Annotated in this window: 16 protein-coding genes; 11 read left to right on the top strand and 5 right to left on the bottom strand. The window is 67.7% G+C overall.

What is annotated here, in order from left to right; genetic code table 11:
- Positions 1 to 2: 2 nt before the first annotated feature.
- The 7 genes from ACZ50Q_RS24675 (at position 3) to ACZ50Q_RS24645 (ending at position 6,725) form a co-directional block, all read left to right on the top strand.
- Positions 3 to 722: a VOC family protein gene (locus ACZ50Q_RS24675; RefSeq protein ID WP_464079831.1), complete on the top strand. Its 720-nt coding sequence runs from the start codon at positions 3 to 5 to the stop codon at positions 720 to 722.
- 275 nt (positions 723 to 997) lie between these two features.
- Complete coding sequence (locus tag ACZ50Q_RS24670) at positions 998 to 1,759, top strand: GntR family transcriptional regulator (RefSeq protein ID WP_464079830.1); 762 nt, start codon at positions 998 to 1,000, stop codon at positions 1,757 to 1,759.
- The gene (locus ACZ50Q_RS24665) at positions 1,759 to 2,745 is read left to right on the top strand and encodes a tripartite tricarboxylate transporter substrate binding protein (protein WP_464079829.1); all 987 of its coding nucleotides are present in this window, start codon (positions 1,759 to 1,761) and stop codon (positions 2,743 to 2,745) included. The genes ACZ50Q_RS24670 and ACZ50Q_RS24665 overlap by 1 nt, the downstream gene beginning before the upstream one ends.
- A gap of 66 nt (positions 2,746 to 2,811) precedes the next feature.
- Positions 2,812 to 4,506 (top strand): thiamine pyrophosphate-binding protein, encoded by a 1,695-nt coding sequence (locus tag ACZ50Q_RS24660; protein WP_076518863.1) that lies wholly within the window; start codon positions 2,812 to 2,814, stop codon positions 4,504 to 4,506.
- A gap of 190 nt (positions 4,507 to 4,696) precedes the next feature.
- A complete protein-coding gene (locus ACZ50Q_RS24655) occupies positions 4,697 to 5,476 on the top strand; it encodes an SDR family oxidoreductase (protein ID WP_464079828.1) in 780 nt (259 codons plus the stop codon).
- A gap of 17 nt (positions 5,477 to 5,493) precedes the next feature.
- The gene (locus ACZ50Q_RS24650; protein WP_076518865.1) at positions 5,494 to 5,952 is read left to right on the top strand and encodes an Lrp/AsnC family transcriptional regulator; all 459 of its coding nucleotides are present in this window, start codon (positions 5,494 to 5,496) and stop codon (positions 5,950 to 5,952) included.
- 161 nt (positions 5,953 to 6,113) lie between these two features.
- A complete protein-coding gene (locus tag ACZ50Q_RS24645) occupies positions 6,114 to 6,725 on the top strand; it encodes a gamma-glutamylcyclotransferase (protein ID WP_076518866.1) in 612 nt (203 codons plus the stop codon).
- Positions 6,726 to 6,769: 44 nt separating this feature from the next.
- Here ACZ50Q_RS24645 and mgtE read toward each other — a convergent pair whose 3' ends face one another.
- The 3 genes from mgtE to ACZ50Q_RS24630 all read right to left on the bottom strand — a co-directional run bounded on the left by mgtE (position 6,770) and on the right by ACZ50Q_RS24630 (position 9,855).
- A complete protein-coding gene (gene mgtE / locus ACZ50Q_RS24640; protein ID WP_076518867.1) occupies positions 6,770 to 8,242 on the bottom strand; it encodes a magnesium transporter in 1,473 nt (490 codons plus the stop codon).
- 10 nt (positions 8,243 to 8,252) lie between these two features.
- Entirely contained in the window at positions 8,253 to 8,663 is a 411-nt protein-coding gene (locus ACZ50Q_RS24635) for an acyl-CoA thioesterase (protein ID WP_092581276.1), read from the bottom strand.
- Between the two features lie 97 nt (positions 8,664 to 8,760).
- The gene (locus tag ACZ50Q_RS24630; RefSeq protein ID WP_464079827.1) at positions 8,761 to 9,855 is read right to left on the bottom strand and encodes a YeiH family protein; all 1,095 of its coding nucleotides are present in this window, start codon (positions 9,853 to 9,855) and stop codon (positions 8,761 to 8,763) included.
- A 114-nt stretch (positions 9,856 to 9,969) separates the two neighbouring features.
- Here ACZ50Q_RS24630 and ACZ50Q_RS24625 point away from each other — a divergent pair, with 114 nt between their 5' ends.
- On the top strand, positions 9,970 to 10,863 hold the full coding sequence (locus ACZ50Q_RS24625) for a LysR family transcriptional regulator (protein WP_076518869.1): 894 nt from the start codon (positions 9,970 to 9,972) through the stop codon (positions 10,861 to 10,863).
- Positions 10,864 to 10,867: 4 nt separating this feature from the next.
- Here the strand turns inward: ACZ50Q_RS24625 and ACZ50Q_RS24620 are convergent, their stop codons facing one another.
- Entirely contained in the window at positions 10,868 to 12,064 is a 1,197-nt protein-coding gene (locus ACZ50Q_RS24620; protein WP_464079826.1) for a M20 aminoacylase family protein, read from the bottom strand.
- 77 nt (positions 12,065 to 12,141) lie between these two features.
- Here ACZ50Q_RS24620 and ACZ50Q_RS24615 point away from each other — a divergent pair, with 77 nt between their 5' ends.
- Positions 12,142 to 13,854, top strand: coding sequence for an AMP-binding protein (locus tag ACZ50Q_RS24615; protein ID WP_175493218.1), 1,713 nt, complete (start codon positions 12,142 to 12,144; stop codon positions 13,852 to 13,854).
- A gap of 25 nt (positions 13,855 to 13,879) precedes the next feature.
- On the opposite strand, the gene ACZ50Q_RS24610 is transcribed toward ACZ50Q_RS24615, so the two are convergent.
- Complete coding sequence (locus ACZ50Q_RS24610) at positions 13,880 to 14,755, bottom strand: inositol monophosphatase family protein (RefSeq protein ID WP_464079825.1); 876 nt, start codon at positions 14,753 to 14,755, stop codon at positions 13,880 to 13,882.
- A 171-nt stretch (positions 14,756 to 14,926) separates the two neighbouring features.
- On the opposite strand from ACZ50Q_RS24610, the gene mnmC reads away from it, so the two are divergent.
- Positions 14,927 to 16,765, top strand: a complete 1,839-nt coding sequence (mnmC, locus tag ACZ50Q_RS24605; protein WP_464079824.1) for a bifunctional tRNA (5-methylaminomethyl-2-thiouridine)(34)-methyltransferase MnmC2/FAD-dependent 5-carboxymethylaminomethyl-2-thiouridine(34) oxidoreductase MnmC1 — start codon at positions 14,927 to 14,929, stop codon at positions 16,763 to 16,765.
- 279 nt (positions 16,766 to 17,044) lie between these two features.
- Positions 17,045 to 19,270 (top strand): glycoside hydrolase family 31 protein, encoded by a 2,226-nt coding sequence (locus tag ACZ50Q_RS24600; RefSeq protein WP_464079823.1) that lies wholly within the window; start codon positions 17,045 to 17,047, stop codon positions 19,268 to 19,270.
- Positions 19,271 to 19,413: the final 143 nt, after the last annotated feature.

Genomic DNA, 19,413 nt, shown 5'->3' with positions numbered 1-19,413 from the left:
TCATGCTGCATTCCGTCGGCCGCACTGAATTCGACCACGCCGTCGTCATGGTGCGTGACCGGCTGGATGCGCTGGCGCCGCATTACGAGCGCCAGGGTTTTCACCTGAGCGACAAGGCGGTGCACAACCTGGGTTCGTGCAACCGCCTGATCGTGCTGGAAGGCACCTATGTCGAGTTGCTGGGCTGGCCCCCCGGCGCGCCGCCCGCGCGCAAGGAGATCGCCGATTCGCCCTTCGGCCTGGAGGCGCTGGTGTTCCGCACCTATGACGCCGAAGGCACCTACACGCGGCTGCGCGACGCGGGCTTTGCCGTGAATCCCGTTCAGGAACTGACCCGTCCCGCCATGCTGGACGGCCAGGAGGTCCAGGCCCGTTTCCATACCGTGCGCTTTGCCGAGCAACCCTTGCCCGGCATCCGCATGTACTTCTGCCGTCACCTGACGCCGGAGTGCGTCTGGTCGCCGGCGCTGATGTCGCATCCCAATGGCGCGCGCAGCCTGCACCGCATCGACGCGCGCGCGGCGGATGCCCGCGGCGTGGCGGAGCGCCTGGCGCTGGTGGCGGGCGTGACCGCCGAAGCCGTCAACGGCGGGTGGGACGTGCCGCTGGCGAACCTGCGCATCCATGTGCAGCAGGACGATGCCGCCACGAATCCCGTCCTGTCCGCGCTGACCCTGGAGAATCGGGATGGTGCGCATTACGCGCTGGACACCGGGCTGTAAGCTGGAATCCCAGATCTGACATCTGGATCCGGTCAGCGGCATCATCGGCGTCTTCGGCGTTACAGGCTTCACCGGCGTCACCGGCGTCACCGGCAATTCCGCACATTGGCAAACCCGCCCTCGAGGCGGGTTATTTTTTCCCCCCGCCCAGGCCCAGGCCCAGACCCACGCCTGCCTCGCATACCGCCTTCGGGCAAACCCGAGTTGTCCGTCAAAGTGCATACACTTTAGTATGCACTTCATCCCATAGGGAACCCAGCCACAGGCGATCCGGTATGACGCTGCCCCACACTGCCACCAGACCCATTGCCCGCGCGGCCCGCACCTCGGCCGCGCAGGCCGAGCTGTACGGCGCCGTCAAGGCCATGGCGGTGCGTTTTGAATTCAAGCCGGGCGAGCGCATCAACGAAGTCGAGCTGGCGCGCCGCCTGAACGTCAGCCGCACGCCGCTGCGCGAGGTGCTCAACCAGCTGATGGTGGAAGGCTTTCTCACGCGCTCGGTCAATCGCGGCTTCATTGCCCGCCTGCTGGACGCCAAGCAGATCCACAGCCTTTACGAATATCGCGCGGTGCTGGAAGCCGGCATCGTGCGCGCGGCCTGCGAGCGCGCCACCGAGGAAGAACTGGCCAGCCTGCGCGCGTTCGTCGAACGCTCGCGCGACGAACCCCACGACAGCGATGCGACGCGGCTGCTCGAACTGGACGAAGCCTTTCACCTGGCGCTGGCGCGCTACTCGCGCAACGACGAATTCGTGCGGGCGCTGGAAAGCGTCAACGCGCGCATCCACTTCGTGCGCTGGATCGACATGCAGCAGGGGCGCCGCAGCCACACGCAGGGCGAACACCTGCGCATCGTGGATGCGCTGCAGCGGCGCGACGTCGACGCCTTGCCCGGCCTCATCAGCGCGCACATCGGCCGGCGGCTAGACCAGATTACGGACGTGATACGCACGGGCTTTTCAACGATTTACATGCGGGACCAGGCCGAACCCGCCTCGGTAGTGCCGGCCAACACCACAACAGCAGGGGAAAACTGATGAATAAAACGATCAAGCGGGCGCTGGCGGCGGTATGCACGCTGGCCGCGGCCGGGGGCGCTTTTGTCGCCACGCCGGCAGTGGCCGAAGAACGGCCGCTGGTGCTTGTCGTGCCGTATCCGCCGGGCGGCAGCACCGATATCCTGGCGCGTATCCTCCAGCCGCGCCTGTCGCAGCAGATGGGCGGCCGCGCGGTGGTCGTCGAGAACCGGCCGGGCGCGGCCAGCCAGATCGCCACGGCGTTCGTGGCGCGGGCCGAACCTGACGGCAACACGCTGCTGGTCAGCTTCGACAACCACGGCATCAATCCGGCCGTGAAGCCCAAGCTGCCCTATGACACGTTCAAGGACTTCGTGGCGATCGGGCAGACCGTGCGCTTTCCGCTCGTGATCGGCGCGAACCCGAGCGTGCCCGGGAACAACCTGAAGGAATTCCTTGAGGCCGCCGCCAAGCAGCCGCCCAACAAGTTCAACTACGCGTCCACGGGCGTCGGTTCGCTGAACCACCTGGCGCCCGAAGAGCTCAAGCGCCTGTCCAAGGTCGAGTTGCTGCACGTGCCCTACGGCGGCGGCGGGCCGGCCATCCAGGCCGTGGTCGGCGGCCAGGCCAATATGACGTGGCTGAGCTTTGCGGCCCTGCGCGGCCAGATCCAGGCCGGCAAGATCAAGCCGCTGGCTGTCGCCGGCGACAAGCGCCTGCCCGAACTGCCCAACGTGCCGACGGTGGCCGAGTCTGGCTTCCCCGGTTTTGTCGCCTATTCGTGGAGCGGCATGTTCGCCCCGAAGGGCACGCCCGAAGCCACCGTCAAGAAGCTGACGGCGGACTTCCAGGCGGTGCTGGCCGACCCGGACATCAAGAAGAAGGTCTCGGAAGCGGGCTTCGAGATCGTGGCCTCCGATGGCCCGGCGCTGGATGCGTACGTGAAGTCGGAATACGAGCGCTGGGACGCCTTCATCAAGCGCAACAACATCAATCTGGATAACTGAGCGCCGTAGGCCCGGGAGGCGGCAGGCCGCCGCCCGGGCGCGGCTCTTGAAATACGTGGAGATGACATGGAACACATGAACGGCGCCGAAGCCATGGTGCGGATGCTGCAACACAACGGCGTCAAACATATCTTTGGCCTGTGCGGCGACACCACCTTGCCGCTTTACGATGCGCTGTACCGCCTGGACCACGGCATGCAGCACATCCTGACGCGCGACGAGCGCAGCGCGGGCTACATGGCGGACGCCTACGCCCGGGTGACGGGCAAGGTCGGCGTGTGCGAAGGCCCGAGCGGCGGCGGCGCGACCTATCTGCTGCCGGGACTGGTGGAAGCCAACGAATCGTCGATCCCGGTGCTGGGCATCACCTCGGACGTGGCGGTCGGTTCGCGCGGCAAATACCCGCTGACCGAACTGGACCAGGAGGCGCTGTACCGCCCGCTGACCAAGTGGAATCGCACCATCGACCGCGCGGACCAGATCCCGGGCATGGTGCGTGCGGCTTTCCGCGCCATGACCACCGGCAAGCCCGGCTCGGCGCACCTGTGCTTTCCCTATGACGTGATGAAGCAGCAGGTGGACGCGTCCGACGTGTGGGCCCAGCCCGAGCACGGCAGCTTCCCGGCCATGCGCTTTGCGCCGGACCCGGCGGACGTGGCGCGCGCCGCGCAGCGCCTGGTGGCCGCCCGCTCGCCGGTGATCATCTGCGGCGGCGGCGTGGTCATCGCCGGCGCGAGCGCCGCGCTGCAGGAACTGGCCGAGGCCCTGAAGGCCGCGGTGTGCGTGACCGTGAGCGGGCAGGGCAGCCTGGCCGACACCCATCCGCTGAATGCCGGCGTGGTGGGCTCCAACGGCGGCGTGATGGCCACGCGCGACGTGGTGGCGGCGGCCGACGTGGTGCTGTTCGTGGGCTGCCGTGCGGGGTCGACCTCGACCGAGCACTGGCGTTTCCCCAACCGCAACGTGCCGATCCTGCACGTGGACATCGACCCGATGGTGATCGGCGCCAATTACCTGACCGAAGTCGGCCTGGTCGGCGACGCCAAGCTCGCGCTGGAGGCGCTGGGCGCCGAGGTGCAGGCGCGCCTCAAGCACCGTCCGTCGGATGCCACGGACGGCGCCGTGCTGGCGGGCCGCGCCAAACAGGCGCGCCGCGCGCAGCTCGAGCCGCTGGCCGCCAGCCTGGATGCGCCCATTCTTCCCGAACGCGTGGTGCAGTCGCTGAACCGCCTGTTGCCCGACGACGCGGTGGTCTGCGCCGACCCCGGCACGCCGTGCCCGTATTTCTCGGCCTACTACGATGTCTCGCGCCCCGGCCGCCATTTCATCACCAACCGCGCCCACGGCGCGCTGGGCTTTTCGATGTCGGCGGCGATGGGCGCCTGGGTCGGCCGTCCGAACGCCAAGTGCGTGTCGGTGATGGGCGACGGCAGCTTTGGCTTCACGGTGGGTGAACTTGAAACCATCGTGCGCCACAAGGCGCCGCTGCTGATGGTGGTGTTCTCGAATTCGGTCTACGGGTGGATCAAGGCCAGCCAGAAGGCCGGCTACGACAAGCGCTATTACAGCGTGGACTTTAACCGCACCGACCATGCGCGCATCGCCGAAGCCTACGGCGTGAAAGCCTGGCGCGTCGAAGATCCGTCCAAGCTGGACGCCGCGATCAAGGCCGCCATGGAACACGACGGCCCGGCGCTGATCGACGTGGTGACGCAGCCGCTGCAGGATGCGGCGGCGCCCGTGAGCCAGTGGATGGGCTGAGGCGCCAGCCGCTTCCCGCCATCGCCGATGGGGCCCTTCGCGGGGCCCCATTTTTTTCGGGCGGCGGGACCGGCGCCCGCCGGACCAGAAAAAAATTCCACGCCGGCGGGCCGGCTCCTATACTGGACCGCTTCGGAGCGGCGGGCCGCAGGCGCCCGGCGCCGTCAACGCGACAGCAGAGAGGGCAGGCATGGATCTGGGGATCGGCGGCAAGAAGGCACTGGTGTTTGGCGGCAGCCGCGGCATGGGCCGCGCGTGCGCGCTGCAGCTTGCGCGGGAGGGCGTGGCCGTGACCATCGCGGCCCGCAACCCGCAGACGCTGGAGCAGGCCGCCGCCGAGATATCGCGCGAAACCGGTATCGGGGTGGGGTGGGTGTCGGCCGACCTGACCCAGCCGCAGGGGCGCGACGCCGCCATCGCCGCCTGTCCGCATCCCGACATCCTGATCAACAATGCCGACGGGCCGCTGCCCGGGGATTTTCGCAACTGGTCGCGCGAGGACTGGATCGCGGCGCTGGACGCCATGATGCTGGGCCCGATCGACATGATCCGCCGCGTGGTGGATGGCATGGTCGAGCGGCGTTTCGGCCGTATCGTCAATATCGTGTCGCGCAGCGTGAAGGCGCCGCATGCCGAGCTGGGGCTGTCCAACGGCGCGCGCTCGGGCCTGATCGGCTTCGTGGGCGGACTGGCGCGCCAGACCGTGCGCCACAACGTCACCATCAACAATCTGCTGCCCGGCGCCTTTGCGACCGATGCGCAGACCCGGCACATCCAGGGCATGGTGCAACCGGGCGGCAAGACGTTCGAGCAGCTGTGGGACGAGCGGGCGCGCAGCAATCCCGCCGGCCGCTATGGCCAGCCCGAGGAGCTGGGCGCCCTGTGCGCCTACGTCTGTTCCGCGCACGCGGGCTACATGACGGCGCAGAATCTGCTGATCGACGGGGGCGGCTACCCCGGGACCTATTGATTGCGCCAGGGAATCCCATGGACCAGACGGACCTCAAGATACTGGCGCTGCTGCAGAAGGACGCCACCTGTTCGGTCGCCGAAGTCGCCGAACAGGTGAACCTTTCCGTGACGCCCTGCTGGCGCCGCATCCAGAAGCTCAAGGACGACGGCGTCATCGCACGCAACGCCATCCTGCTGGATCCGCGCGCGCTCGGGCTGAACCTGACGGTGTTCGTGTCCATCCGCACCAGCCAGCACAACGAGAAATGGACCCAGAGCCTGATCAACGCCGTCATGGCCTTGCCCAATGTGGTGGAGTTCCACCGCATGGCCGGCGACGTCGACTATCTGTTGAAAGTCGTGGTCGAGGACATGGCGGCCTATGACCGCTTCTATCGCCGGCTGATCGGGGCGGTGGACCTGCTGGACGTCAGCGCCAGTTTCTCGATGGAAGTGATCAAAAGCACCACGGAACTGCCGCTGGGCGCGGGGTAGGCGCGGGGCGCGCAAATTTTTTCCTGGCACCCGTGCCGCCGCGGATGCAATTTTCTTTCTGCGTGTTGCGCGGGCCCAATCTGGCAATGCTTTTGCTTGGGCGGCGGCGTAGGATATCGCTCACTCCTGTCTTGGAGTGAACCGGGATATCAGAGGACCCTATGTCGTTGGCAGTGCCCGCCGGCTGCGGCGGATTGGAAAAATCGCGGCGAGCGGCGTCGGTGGATGATCTGCTGGCCGGCTGGAATGGCGTCGATGACCTGTGGGTGTTCGCCTACGGTTCCCTGATCTGGCATCCCGGATTTGCGTGGCGCGAGCGGCGGCTGGCCACCGTGCGGGGCTATCACCGGTCCCTGTGCCTGTGGTCGCATGACCATCGCGGGTCGCCGGACAATCCCGGCCTGGTGTTCGGGCTGGACCGTGGCGGCTGCTGCCGCGGGGTCGCCTTCCAGATCGCGGCCTGCGATGTGCCCGAGGTCTTCCAGGCGTTGTGGCGCCGGGAGATGGTCACGGGCGCCTACTGTCCGCGCTGGCTGACCTGCCACACCGAGGCCGCGCCGGTGCGCGGGCTGGTGTTCCTGTTGAACCGGGCCTGCCGCGAGTACGCGGCCGATCTCTGCGACGACCGCCTGCTGGCGTCGGTGCGCAATGCGGTGGGGCATTCCGGCCCGTGCCTGGACTATGTGGTGGAAACGGCGCGTGCGTTGCGCGCGCATGGCATCGACGATTGGCGCCTGGGAGACCTGGTCCGCAAGCTGGGCCACGCGTTCTGAGGGCGCGGCGCCGGGCCGTCCCTGGTCCGCGCCCGGCTGGCGGGCTACAGCAGAAAGATCGTGGCCAGTCCCAGGAAAATGAAAAACCCGAGCGAATCGGTGGCAAAGGTGAGCAGCACCGACGAACCCATCGCCGGATCCTTGCCGAAGCGCGCCCGCAACATGGGCACCAGCACGCCGACCGAGGCGCCCACCAGCATGTTGCAGATCATCGCGGCCATCATGACCAGCGCGATGGACACCGATCGCGATATCACCCACGCGAACAGCGCGGCGACCACGCTGCCGCACAACCCCACCAGCAAGGTGACGAAGAGCTCGCGCTTGACGAGCTGCCACAGGTTGCGCCCGGTGATGCGGCCCATGGCCAGCGCCCGGATGATGAGCGTCATGGTCTGGTTGCCGGAGTTGCCGCCGATGCCCGCCACGATGGACATCAGGAAGGCCAGGATGACGATGTGGCTGACCGTGCCCTCGAACTGCGAGGCCACGAACGAGGCCGTGGCGGCGGTACAGAGGTTGAACAGCAGCCACGGCGCGCGGTTGCGCAGCGCCGTGGTGACGGGGGCGAAGATGTCCTCTTCCTGCAGGCCGGCGCGCGACAGCGCCTGCTCCTGCGAGTCTTCGCGCATCACGTCCACCACGTCGGCGATGGTGACACGGCCGATGAGGCGGCCCTGGTCGTCCATTACGGGGGCTGACACCAGGTCATAGCGTTCGAAGGCGCCGGCGGCGTCGGCGTCCGAATCCAGCGGGTTCAGCGTCAGGAAGTCCGAATCCATGACCGCGCGCACTTCGGTTTCGGGCTCGCTGACCAGCAGGCGCGACAGCGGCAGGATGCCTTGCAGTTTGTCCTGGCGGTCGACGACGAAGATCTGGTCGGTGTGGTCGGGCAGTTCGTGCAGCCGCCGCAGGTAGCGCAGCACGACCTCGAGCGTGACGTCCTCGCGCACGCGCACCATCTCGAAGTCCATGATGGCGCCCACGCTGTCTTCCGGATAGCCCATGGCTTCCAGCAGCTGCGCGCGTTCTTCTTCGGTCAGGCCCTTCTGGACTTCCGCCACCACGTCCGGGGGCAGGTCGGGCGCCAGGTCCGCCAGCTCGTCCGCGTCCATGCTTTCGGTCGCGGCCACCAGGTCCTGGCGGTCCATCGCCTCGATCAGCGACTCGCGGACCCAGTCTTCGACTTCCAGCAGGACGTCCGCGTCGTGCTCGGGGCTGACCAGTTTCCAGATGGCTTGGCGTTCGTCCTTGGGCAGCGACTCCAGGATGAAGGCGATATCGGCCGGGTGCAGGCCGTCGACCAGCGTCTTGAGCTCGGCCTCGTGCTGGCGATGCACCAGGTCTTCGACGAGCGTCGCTTTGGCGTCGCCTTCTTCCTGGCGGTGCACCAGGTCCTCGACGAGTTGCTGACGGCGTAAGCGCTCCTGGACTTCCGCGAGGGCGGTCTGGGCGTCTTCCGGGTCGAGGCGGCGGGGCGTCGCGGGCGGTTTCTGCGCGGCGGCGGACTGCGTCATGCGATACGGCTCAAAGAGTGGGGAGAGGGCGGCTGCGCCGCGCTTCGTCGGTGGCGACGTAGGTCAGCGTGGCTTCGGTGACCTTGACGACTTCGGCGTCCAGCCGCTGGCGTTCCGCGTAGACCTCGACGGACACCGTGATCGACGTGGTGCCGGTCTTGGTGATGGCGGCGTAGAAACTGAGCAGGTCGCCCACGAACACGGGCTCTTTGAACTGGAAGGCATTGACCGCCACGGTGGCCACGCGGCCGGCCGCGCGGCGGGCCGCGGGGATGGATCCGGCGATGTCCACCTGGGACATGATCCAGCCGCCAAAAACGTCCCCGTGGATGTTCGCGTCGGCCGGCATCGGCATGACGCGCAACACCGCGTCGCGATGGGCAGGCAGAGTCGTGAACGGGGTTTTGGTGCTGGAGGTCATGCGGCCGACTCCAATGCTAGGGAACCAGCCGATTATGCAGGAAAAACGAGACGGCGGCGTGCGCGACGGACGCGCGCCGCCCGGGACGCCGGGGCGATCAGCTTGCCAGCTTCACGATCCCGTAGCCGCCAACCAACAGCCAGACGTAGAGGATTAGCCCCAGGGCCATCACCCGCGGCCCGGCCTTGCGGATCTGGGCGAAGCGCGTCTCGATGCCCAGCGCGGTCATGGCCATGGTCAGGGCGAAGACGTCGAGCCGGCGGATGGCCGTGACGACATCGGCCGGAATGATATTCAGTGAGTTGATGATGGCCAGCACCAGGAACCCGACCGCGAACCAGGGAATGGGGAGCTTGGCGCCCTTGCCGTGGCCGCCCGCCTGGGTGGCTGCGCTGCGCAGGTACATGCCCAGCACCAGCAGCACGGGCACGAGCAGGGCCACGCGCGTCATCTTGACGATGGTGGCGACCTCGGTGGTGGCGGGGTCGATGTTGCTGGCCGCGCCCACGACCTGCGCCACCTCGTGGATGGTGCCGCCAATATAGATGCCCAGCGCCTGGGTGTCGAAATTCAGCCAGCCCGCATGGTAGAAGATCGGATACAGGAACATGGACAGCGTGCCGAACAGCACGACGGTCGCCACGGCCACGGCGCTCTTGTGGGGCGCGGCGCGCAGCGTGGGTTCGAACGCCAGCACGGCGGCCGCGCCGCAGATCGCGCTGCCGGCGGCGGTCAGCATGGCCGTGTCGCGGTCCAGGCCCAGCAGGCGCTGGCCGACCACCGTGCCGATCAGCAGGGTCCCCAGCACCACCGCCACCGACACCGCCAGGCCGGGCAGGCCCACGGCCGCGATCTGCTGGATGCTGATGTTCAGGCCATAGAACGCGACGGCGATCCGCAGCAGGCGGCGCGCCGTGAAATTGACGCCCACGCCCCAGTCGGCGGGCATGGTGCCGCGCAGGAAATTCCCGTACAGCATGCCGCAGACAATGCCCACGACGAGCGGCGAAAAACCCAACTGGCGGATGAGCGGCAGATCCGCAAGCTGCATCACCGCGCCCGCCATCAAGCCCACGAACAGCACGCCGTTGAGCTTGTCGCGCCAGGGCGTGGCGGAGGCGGAGGGCGCAGCGGAGGCCGGGGCGGCCGGGCTGGCGGGGAGGGGGACGGCGGAAGTGGTGGAGGTGTTCATTACTGGCCTTTCCGGCATAACTACATAACTAGACGAAATATTAGATCCGGCCGTATTATTTGAAAAATCTTCAATGTAAATATTGAATATCAGAAAATCTTATATCGAAGGCAGATGACGCCGGATCAACTCCTCACCTTCGCCGCAGTCGCCGACACCGGCAACATCAGCCGCACCGCACAGGCGCTGCATCTGTCGCAGCCGGCGGTGTCGGGCCAGCTACGCGCCTTGCAGGAATGGTTCGGCGAACCGCTGTACCGCCGCAGCGGGCACGGCATCGCGCTGACCGAGGCGGGTGAACGCCTGGCCGAGCAGGCGCGGCAACTGCGCCAGGTATACCGGCAGGCGCAGGCCGTGCGGGAATCCTGGCGTGGCCTGGAAACCGGCGCGCTGCGCCTGGGCGCCAGCACCACGCCCGCCAGCTATCTGCTGCCGCGGCTGGTGGCGGATTTTCGCCAGGCCTACCCCGCCGTGAGCCTGCACTTGTCGGACGGCAATACGCGCGAGATCGTGAACCGCCTGCCCGCGCTGGACATGGCGTTCATCGAAGGGGACGTTCCCGCCGGATTGCCCGCCGACACCGCGGTGCATGCGTGGCGGCAAGACGAAGTGGTGGCGGTCGTTCGGGCGGACCATCCCCTGGCGGGCGGCGGGGGCGCGACGCTGCGGGACCTGGCGGCGTCGCCGCTGGTCATGCGCGAACCCGGTTCCGGCGTGCGCAGGCTGGTCGAGCGGGCGTTCGCCGACGCCGGGCTTGCGCCGTCGGTCGGCCTGGAGCTGGCCGGGGTGGAAGGCGTGAAGCAGGCGGTGCGCGCCGGACTGGGCGTGGGCTTTGTGTCGGTGATGTCGATGCGCCACGAAGACGGGGCGCTGGCGGCGCTGCGGCTGTCGCCCAGGCCGCTCACGCGGACGCTGAGCATCCTGGTGCCGCACGCCGATGCCGCCGCCCGCGCCGCCGAACGCTTCCTGGCGATGTGCCTGGCGGTCGGCGGGCAGGACGGCGGGTAGACGATCAGGGCTTGGCCAGCCGCTTGAGCGCCAGTTGCACCCAGTAGGTGCCGCCCAGGGGCAGCAGATCGTCGTTGAAGTCGTAGCTGCCGTTGTGCAGCATGCAGGGACCCAGGCCATGGCCGCTGTCGCGGTGTTCGCCGGTGCCGTTGCCGATCCAGACGTAGCAGCCCGGCAGCTCCTGCAGCATGAAGGCGAAGTCTTCGGCGCCCATGGTCGGCTGCACGTTGGCGTTGACGTTGTCTTCGCCGACGATGTCGCGCAATACCTCGGCGCAGAACGCCGCTTCTTCCGCATGGTTGATGGTGGGCGGGTAGTTGCGCTGGAACTTGAATTCCACTTCGCAGTCCATCGCCGCGCAGGTGTGGCGCGCGATTTCTTCCATACGGCGTTCGATCAGGTCCAGCACATCCAGCGTGAAGGTGCGCACGGTGCCGCGCAGTTCCGCGTGGTTGGGCACCACATTGTCGGCGCTGCCCGCGTGGATCTGGGTGATGCTGAGCACGGCCGCATCGAGCGGATTGCGGTTGCGCGTAATGATGGTCTGCAGCGATTGGGCCATCTGCACCGCCGCCATGACCGGGTCGATGCCCAGGTTGGGCATGCCGGCGTGCGTGCCCTTGCCCTTGATGACGATCGAGAATTCGTTGCTGGACGCCATGATGGGGCCGGGCGTCAGGCCGAACTGGCCGGGCTTCATGCCGGGCCAGTTGTGCATGCCGAACACCGCTTCCATCGGGAAGCGCGTGAACAGGCCGTCGTCGATCATGCGCTTGGCGCCGCCGCCGCCTTCCTCGGCGGGCTGGAAGATCACGTACACGGTGCCCGCGAAGTCCCGGTGCTGGGCCAGATACTGCGCCGCGGCCAGCAGCATCGCGGTGTGGCCGTCGTGGCCGCAGGCGTGCATTTTGCCGTCATGCTTGCTGGCGTGCTCGAAGCTGTTGGCCTCCTGCATGGGCAGCGCGTCCATGTCCGCGCGCAGGCCCACGGCGCGGTCGCCGGGCTGGTTGCCTCGGATGATGCCCACGACGCCCGTGCCGCCCAATCCGCGATCGATTTCGATGCCCCATTCCTGGAGCTTGGCCGCGACCACGTCGGCGGTGCGGAACTCTTCGAAGGCCAGTTCGGGATGCGCGTGGATGTCGCGTCGGATCTTGGAAATATCCTGGTGCCAGGCAACGATGGGTTCTAGGAGTTTCATGAGGGAACTCGGGTGAAATAGGGGGAACGCACAAAGGGTATCATCATTCAAAAACCAGTTTAATGGAGACAAATACCATGACGCGTCCGTGGCTTGCGCATTATCCCCAAGGCGTTCCGGCGGAGATCTCCACCGAGGATTATTCCTCGCTGACCGACTTGCTGGACCGGGCCTGCAAGCGGAATGCGGCGCGCATCGCGTGCACCGCGATGGGCAGCGATATCACCTATGGCCAGCTCGATGCCCATGCGCGCGCGTTTGCGGGCTGGCTGCAAAGCCTGGGCCTGGATAAAGGCGCGCGGGTGGCGCTGATGATGCCCAACGTGCCGGCCTATCTGGTGTGCATGCTGGGGTCGCTGCGAGCGGGCATGACGGTTGTGAACGTCAATCCGCTTTATACCGCCGACGAGCTGCAGCGGCAGGTTCTGGACAGCGGCGCGTCGGTCATCGTCATCCTGGAGAACTTTGCGCACACGCTGCAGCAGGTCTCCAACCGCGGCCCGCTGAAGCATATCGTCGTGACCGGGCCGGGCGACCTGCTCGGCGGCCTGAAGGCGCCGCTGGTCAACCTGGTGGCGCGCTACATCAAGAAGATCGTTCCGCCATGGCAGATCGACGGCGCCCGGCCGCTGACCAAGCTGCTGCACGAAGGCGCGAACCTGCCGTTCAACCCCCCGGCCATCTCGATGGACGACGTGGCGGTGCTGCAATACACGGGCGGGACCACTGGCGTGCCGAAGGGCGCCATGCTGTCGCACCGCAACCTGGTGGCCAACGTGCTGCAGACCGAAGCGGTGGCGCAGCCGGTCCTCCACGACCTGGGTGACCAGCAGCTCACCATCATCAGCGCGCTGCCGCTCTATCACGTGTTCGCCATGACGGTCTGCGGCCTGTATGCCATGCACGCCGGGATGCGCAACGTGCTCATCATCAACCCGCGCGACCAGCCGTCGCTGATCAATGCGTGGCGCAAGACGCCGGTCAACATATTTCCGGGCGTCAACACGCTGTTCAACGCGCTGGCGCACAACGAGGACTTTGCCCGCCTGGACTTTTCCGGGCTGCGGCTGACGCTCGGGGGCGGGATGGCCGTGCAGCAGCAGGTGGCCGAACGCTGGCTGAAGATCACCGGGCGGCCCCTGATCGAAGGGTATGGCCTGTCCGAAACGTCGCCGGTCGCGACCGTGAATCCCACCAACGCGACGGCGTATTCCGGCTCGATCGGGCTGCCCCTGCCGTCGACCGACGTGGCGATCCTGGACGATGCCGGCGTTGAGGTGCCGCTGGGTGAGCGCGGCGAAGTCGGCATCCGCGGGCCGCAGGTCATGCTGGGGTATTGGCAGAAGCCCGACGAGACGCGCGACTCGATGACCGCCGACGGGTTCTTCCGCACCGGCGATATCGGCATCATGGACGAACAGGGCTACACGCGCATCGTGGACCGCAAGAAGGACATGATCGCGGTGTCCGGCTTCAAGGTCTATCCGAACGAGGTCGAAGCGGCGGTGGCGCAGCATCCCGGCGTGCTGGAATGTGCGGCGATCGGTGTGCCGGATGAGCACTCCGGCGAAGCGGTCAAGGTGTTCATCGTGAAGCAGGACCCGTCGCTGACCGAGGCGCAGGTGCAGGAGTGGTGCAAGGAGAAGCTGACCGGCTACAAGCGTCCGCGCTTCGTGGAGTTCCGTGATGAATTGCCCAAGAGCAATGTGGGCAAGATCCTGCGCCGGGAATTGCGGCCCGGCGCCCAGGCCGCCCCTTCCGACAAGACCTCCGCCAAGACGTCCGCCTAGCGCGGCCGGGGCCGCCCGCGCGGCCTCAGCCTGGCTTGGCCAGGTGCGGCGCGATCATCTCGTGCAGTGCGCGCTCGATGGCGGGATTGCCCGCCACGACGCGCCCGCCGATCGGCCAGGGGTCCTGCTTGTGCATGTCCGAGCACACGCCGCCCGCCTCGCGCAGGATCAGGGTGCCCGCGGCCACGTCCCAGGGCGCCAGTCCCATTTCCCAGTAGCCGTCGTAGCGGCCGCAGGCCGTCCAGGCCAGGTCCAGCGCGGCCGCGCCCATGCGGCGCACCCCGCGCGCGCGGTTGATCGCGTCGTGCAGCATGGGCATGTATTGCGCGGCGAAGGAGAAATCGCGGAACGGAAAGCCGGTGGCCAGCACGGCGTCTTCGATCGTCTGTGTGCGCGAGCACGAGATGCGGCGGCCGTTTAGCCAGGCGCCCACGCCGTAGACCGCGGTGAACAGCTCTTCGCGGCTGGGGTCGTAGACCACGCCGATGACGGGCGTGTCTTGCGTCAGCGTCTCGTTGGCGGACATCGACGTGCCCGCGTGCGCGATCAGGGCGATCGAAACGGCGTAATGCGGGATGTCGTGCAGGAAATTGGTGGTGCCGTCCAGCGGGTCGATGTACCAGGTGGCCGCGCCTTGCGCCTTGCCGCCCGTTTCTTCGGCGACGATGCCGAACTTAGGGGTACGGGCCTTCAGTTCCTGGATGATCGAGGCTTCCGCCTCGCGGTCCGCCTGGGACACGAGATCGTTGCGCGCCTTGCGGTCGATCACGAGATCGGCGCGGTGGTGCGCGTAGGATTGCAGGATGGCTGCGCCCGCATGCGCGGCGGTGACTGCCGCGTCGATCGCGGCGCACAGGTCGATGGGCGAAGCCAGCGATTGGGGCTGATCGTAGGTATCCATGAAATCAGTGTAAGCCCAGGTATGCGTCAAACCCGTGGCAATCAGACTAATCCGTCGCCCCGCGTGGTACGCATCCAACGCGACAAGGGATGAGGCGGGATAATCCGCGTTTCGCCATGTTTGTATCTATTGGACTAGAAGGCTGTGTCTTACGTTCCCCTGACTCCTGCAATGCTTGAATTCGACGCCGACGGAAAACTGGTCAGTTCCGTCTATGGGGACGTATACCACTCGCCCTCCGGGGCCATGGGCCAGGCAGAGCACGTGTTCCTGCGCGGCAACGGCCTGCCCGAGCGCTGGCGCGGGCGCGCGTCGTTCACGGTTTGCGAGACCGGGTTCGGATTGGGCCTGAACTTCCTGGCGCTCTGGAAGGCCTGGCGCGACGATCCGCAACGGCCCGCGGCCCTGCACGTCGTGGCCATGGAGCGGCACCCTTTTTCGCGCGACGACGTGGGCGCGCTGCTGGCGCGCCATGCGCCCGAGCCGCTATCCGGCCTGGCGCCCGCGCTGGCCGCGCAATGGCCGGCGCTGCTGCCGGGACTGCACCGGCTGGAATTCGAGAATGGCGCGGTCACGCTGACGCTGGGTTTTGGCGATGCGCAGGTCCTGGCTCCACGCCTGGGAGCGCGGGTGGACGCATTTTTCCTGGACGGCTTTGCGCCCGAGCGCAATCCGCAGATGTGGGCGCCGCCGCTGCTGCGCGCCCTGGCCGGGCTGGCGGCGCCGGGCGCCACCGTCGCCACGTGGGCCTGCACCGGGGAACTGCGCAGGAATCTGGATGATGCCGGGTTCGAGGTGCGGCGCGCGCCCGGTTACGGGGGCAAATGGCACATGACGGTGGGGCAGGTCCGGGAAGCGGGCCGCGCGGCGGCGCCGGCCGCCGTGTCGTCCGAGCGCCATGCGGTGATCGTGGGCGCGGGACTGGCCGGCGCGGGCATCGCGCAGGCGCTGGCCGGCCGCGGCTGGCGCGTCACCGTGATCGACGCCGGCCGGATGCTGGGCGCGCCGGCGCACGCGGGCCACGTGGCGGCGGCGCTCACGCCGGTGCTGGCGCGCGATGACAACGCGCGCGCCCGCCTGTCGCGGGCGGGCAGCGAGCGGGCGTGGGCCCGCTGGCAGGGCCTGCCGGCGGGGGCGGCGCCCCGGGTGTGCGGCACGGTCCAGGTCGAGCGTGACGCGGGGCGGTCGGCGGCGCTGGCCGGCACGCTGGCGGCACTGGCGTTTCCGGAGGATTGGGTGCGCCAGGTATCGCGCGAAGAGGCCAGCGCATTGGCCGGCCTGCCGGTGGCGCGCGGCGGGGTGTTCTTTTCGCAGGGCATGCTGGTGCAGCCCGGCTTGTTGATCGAGGCGCTCCTGGCCGCGTCAGGCGCGGCCGTGCTGCCCGGCCGGGCGGAGCGCGTGTCGCCCGCGGGGCAGGGCTGGCGCGTGCAGGACGCCTCGGGGGCCGAACTGGCCCGGGCCGATACCGTGATCCTGGCCAACGCCGCCGGCGCGCGCGACGTGCTGGCGGCCAGCGGCCTGCTGGACCCGCTTGCGCGGGTTGCGCAGATGCATGCGCTGGCCGGCGAGGTCACGCTGGTGCCCGCGTCGGCGCTCGACGGCGGTCCGCGCTGCATCGTGGGTGGCGAAGGGTATCTGCTGCCCGACGTCGGCGCGGGTTGCGTGGTGGGCAGCACCTATGTGCACGGGGCTGCCGAGGCCAAGGTAGGCGCCGAGGGCCAGCGCGTCACGTTGGACAAGGCGGCAGGCTTGCTGGGCGGTCACTTTCCGGCCTACGACGCCCTGGTCGCCGGCAGCTTGCCGGGCTGGGCGGGGTGGCGCGCTGTCCTGCCGGGCCGTCTGCCGGCCGTCGGCGAACTGCCGCACGCGCCCGGCCTGTGGCTGGCAACCGGGTACGCCTCGCGAGGCCTGTCCTGGTCGGCGCTGATGGGCGACCTGATCGCGGCCCGTCTGATGGGCGAACCGCTGCCGCTGGAGACCGATCTGGCCCAGCTTGTTTCACCACGATGAAAAAAGTTGATGGCGCGCCGGGCGCCGCGGCCGGCTAGCGTAGAATTGTAAAAATTGCCGGAATTTGACGCCAATAGGCCGCAATTGACCTTCGGGCCGGCAATTCGGGGACTTGGCGGCGAATTGGCAGCGTCGGCGCGGCCAGGCGCAGACCAAGGGCTTTATGCCCCTTTTTTGGATGAAATGACCGTCCAAAAGAGGGATCGAGTTTATTTCAAAGCTCAAATCCGTCAAAATAGCGTCTTTTGATGGTTTTTGGCTTAAGCCGGGGGATGCTCTGTGCCGCCCAAGTTCGACTTTGCCCATACTACCCAGCTCGACTCCGTCGAGTTGCTGACGTCCCGCCCCAGTCGCATCGATTTCGACGCGGGCGATGGGTTGCACCTGGTAGTCGAGGCGCATGCGCCGGGAGTTTTTCGCCTGCGCTGCGGCGAGGCGAACCACTTCAATGATGACAAGCCCAGCGCGCGTGCGCGCGCCGTGGCCGAAATGCTGCTCGCGCGCCAGGAGGCGGTGGGCGAAGCCGCCCTCGCGCCTCGCGAAAGCGGGGACGGCTGGCGGATCACCCAGGGCGAAGTTGCCCTCGAGATCCTGACCAATCCCGTGCGCGTGGCCCTGTACCGCCACGAAGACCTGGTCTTCGAGTCCGAGGTTTCCGCGCATGCGCCCGCTTTCGGGCACAACGCGCTGGACCAGGCCGAGGATGCCGTCTGGACGGCCGGCTTCACGCTGGCCGCCCATGAGCGCGTTTTCGGGCTGGGCGAGACGCCCGGGGACCTGAACCGCCGCGAGGAATCGGTGGTTTCCGACGATCCCGAGCATCGCGCCCTGCCATTGGCATGGAGCCCCCGCGGATGGGGGCTTTACGTCAACACGATGCGGCGCGTGGAGCATTCGGTGGGCGTCGCGCCGGCCGACTCCGCCTATGTGCTGACCGTGGACGACGCCGTCCTGGACCTGTTCCTCTTCGCGGGCGAACCCACTGAAATCCTGAACCAATACAGCGCGCTGACCGGCCGCGCCGGGCAACCGGTGCTGTGGGCGATGGGGGCGTGGTTGCAGCAGGCCGCCGGCGAGATGCCGACGCAGACGGTCGCGCTGGTGGCGCGCATGCGCGAAAACCAGATTCCCGTGGACGCCGTGACGCTGGCCCAGCCGGCCGCGTGGGGCTTCCAGGCGGACAAGACGGTATTCGAATGGGACGCCCAGCGGTTTCCCGATGCCAAGCAGATGCTGGCCCTCTTTCACAAGCACAACGTGCATGTGGCGGCCTCCGGTTTTCCGGGCGTCATCAAGACCAGCCCGCTCTTCGAAGAACTGGAAGACCGCGGCTGGCTGCTGACCCGGGACGACGGCTCGGCGCAGGTGTTCGACGGCAATGCCGCCACCTCCGGCCAGCCGTACGGCCTGCTCGACCTGACCTATCGCGACATCTACAACCTGTGGGTCGAGCGCCATCGCCAACTGGTGGAAGACGGCCTGGACGCGCCCGCGTGCGATGCCCAGATCGCCATCCCCGATGGCGTGACCGCCCGCAACGGCGAGACCGGCCCGGCCCTGCGCACCATGTACCCCTTGCTCGTGCGCCGCGCGCTGTTCGACGCGGTGGCCGGGCTGAAGGTGCCGCCCGAGGGCGTGGTGCCCAGCGCCGACCTCTTCCCCGCCGCCCAGCGCCTGCCGTGGCAGGTGGGGCCGCAGGTCGACAACACCTGGGAAGGCCTGCGGCACTCGCTGCGCACGTCCCTGTCGATCGGCGCCAGCGGGGTGCCGGTTCAGGTGCACAACATCGGTTCGGCCGCGCGCGACCGCTCGGGCATGACGTCCGAGCTGTACCTGCGCTGGTTGACGGCCGGCATCTTCTCGGCCAACTTCGCGTTCCAGGGCGTGGACGGCCTGATGCCCTGGGATTTCGGCGACGACGTGCTGACGCACGCCAAGACCTGGATGCAATGGCGCTATCGCCTGGTGCCTTATGTGCTGGGCGCCATCGAGGACTCGGCCCGCACCGGCCTGCCGGTGCAGCGGTCCATGGCCCTCTCGTTCCCGAACGATCCGCATGCCCACGAATGGGACCTGCAATACCTGCTGGGCCCGGCCCTGCTGGTCGCGCCCATCACCGAACCGGGCAACCAGGTGCGCGTGTACCTGCCCAAGGGCGAGGCGTGGTGGGATCTGAACACCGGCCATCGGTACGAAGGCGGCACCACCTGGACCATCGACTGCGAGCTGGGCCAGTTCCCGGTCTTCGGCCGCGAAGGGCATATGCTCTGTCTTGGTCCCGCCGCGCAGCATACGGGCGAGTTCAATTCGGCCCGCATCCTGGACGAGGTCTGGATGTTCGGCATGCCGGTGCACAACCCGGTCGTCATGCGCAACAAGATCCGCGTGATGCAGATGCAGGGCTCCAGCTACATCAAGGGCCTGGAAGGACTGCGGATTTCGCCGTCCGAAGGCCTGGAAGTGAAGCGGCGAGGAGCGGAAGTCCGCATTTCGCGCGCACGCTGAACGCGGTGCGGCCACTGGCCGGCCGCCTACGACAAAAGGGCAGTCAGGAAGGCTTTCCTTCCCGGCTGCCCTTTGTGTCTTTGCCGTGCCGCGGTCCCGCACCCGCCATTTATATAACTTGTAGTTATTAAAAATGATAAAAA

The sequence above is a fragment of the Achromobacter sp. T5-5 genome (assembly GCF_055397965.1).
The sequence above is the reverse complement of the archived record's forward strand: the minus strand, read 5'-3'. Positions and strand labels throughout refer to the sequence as shown.

Coding starts and splice junctions, on each gene's coding strand:
- ACZ50Q_RS24670 (WP_464079830.1), top strand. CDS start 998: ATGACGCTGCCCCACACTGCCACCAGACCCATTGCCCGCGCGGCCCGC.
- ACZ50Q_RS24635 (WP_092581276.1), bottom strand. CDS start 8,663: ATGACCTCCAGCACCAAAACCCCGTTCACGACTCTGCCTGCCCATCGC.
- mgtE (WP_076518867.1), bottom strand. CDS start 8,242: ATGACGCAGTCCGCCGCCGCGCAGAAACCGCCCGCGACGCCCCGCCGC.
- ACZ50Q_RS24625 (WP_076518869.1), top strand. CDS start 9,970: ATGACGCCGGATCAACTCCTCACCTTCGCCGCAGTCGCCGACACCGGC.
- ACZ50Q_RS24675 (WP_464079831.1), top strand. CDS start 3: ATGCTGCATTCCGTCGGCCGCACTGAATTCGACCACGCCGTCGTCATG.
- ACZ50Q_RS24655 (WP_464079828.1), top strand. CDS start 4,697: ATGGATCTGGGGATCGGCGGCAAGAAGGCACTGGTGTTTGGCGGCAGC.
- mnmC (WP_464079824.1), top strand. CDS start 14,927: ATGCTTGAATTCGACGCCGACGGAAAACTGGTCAGTTCCGTCTATGGG.
- ACZ50Q_RS24645 (WP_076518866.1), top strand. CDS start 6,114: ATGTCGTTGGCAGTGCCCGCCGGCTGCGGCGGATTGGAAAAATCGCGG.
- ACZ50Q_RS24665 (WP_464079829.1), top strand. CDS start 1,759: ATGAATAAAACGATCAAGCGGGCGCTGGCGGCGGTATGCACGCTGGCC.
- ACZ50Q_RS24660 (WP_076518863.1), top strand. CDS start 2,812: ATGGAACACATGAACGGCGCCGAAGCCATGGTGCGGATGCTGCAACAC.
- ACZ50Q_RS24630 (WP_464079827.1), bottom strand. CDS start 9,855: ATGAACACCTCCACCACTTCCGCCGTCCCCCTCCCCGCCAGCCCGGCC.
- ACZ50Q_RS24610 (WP_464079825.1), bottom strand. CDS start 14,755: ATGGATACCTACGATCAGCCCCAATCGCTGGCTTCGCCCATCGACCTG.
- ACZ50Q_RS24620 (WP_464079826.1), bottom strand. CDS start 12,064: ATGAAACTCCTAGAACCCATCGTTGCCTGGCACCAGGATATTTCCAAG.
- ACZ50Q_RS24650 (WP_076518865.1), top strand. CDS start 5,494: ATGGACCAGACGGACCTCAAGATACTGGCGCTGCTGCAGAAGGACGCC.
- ACZ50Q_RS24615 (WP_175493218.1), top strand. CDS start 12,142: ATGACGCGTCCGTGGCTTGCGCATTATCCCCAAGGCGTTCCGGCGGAG.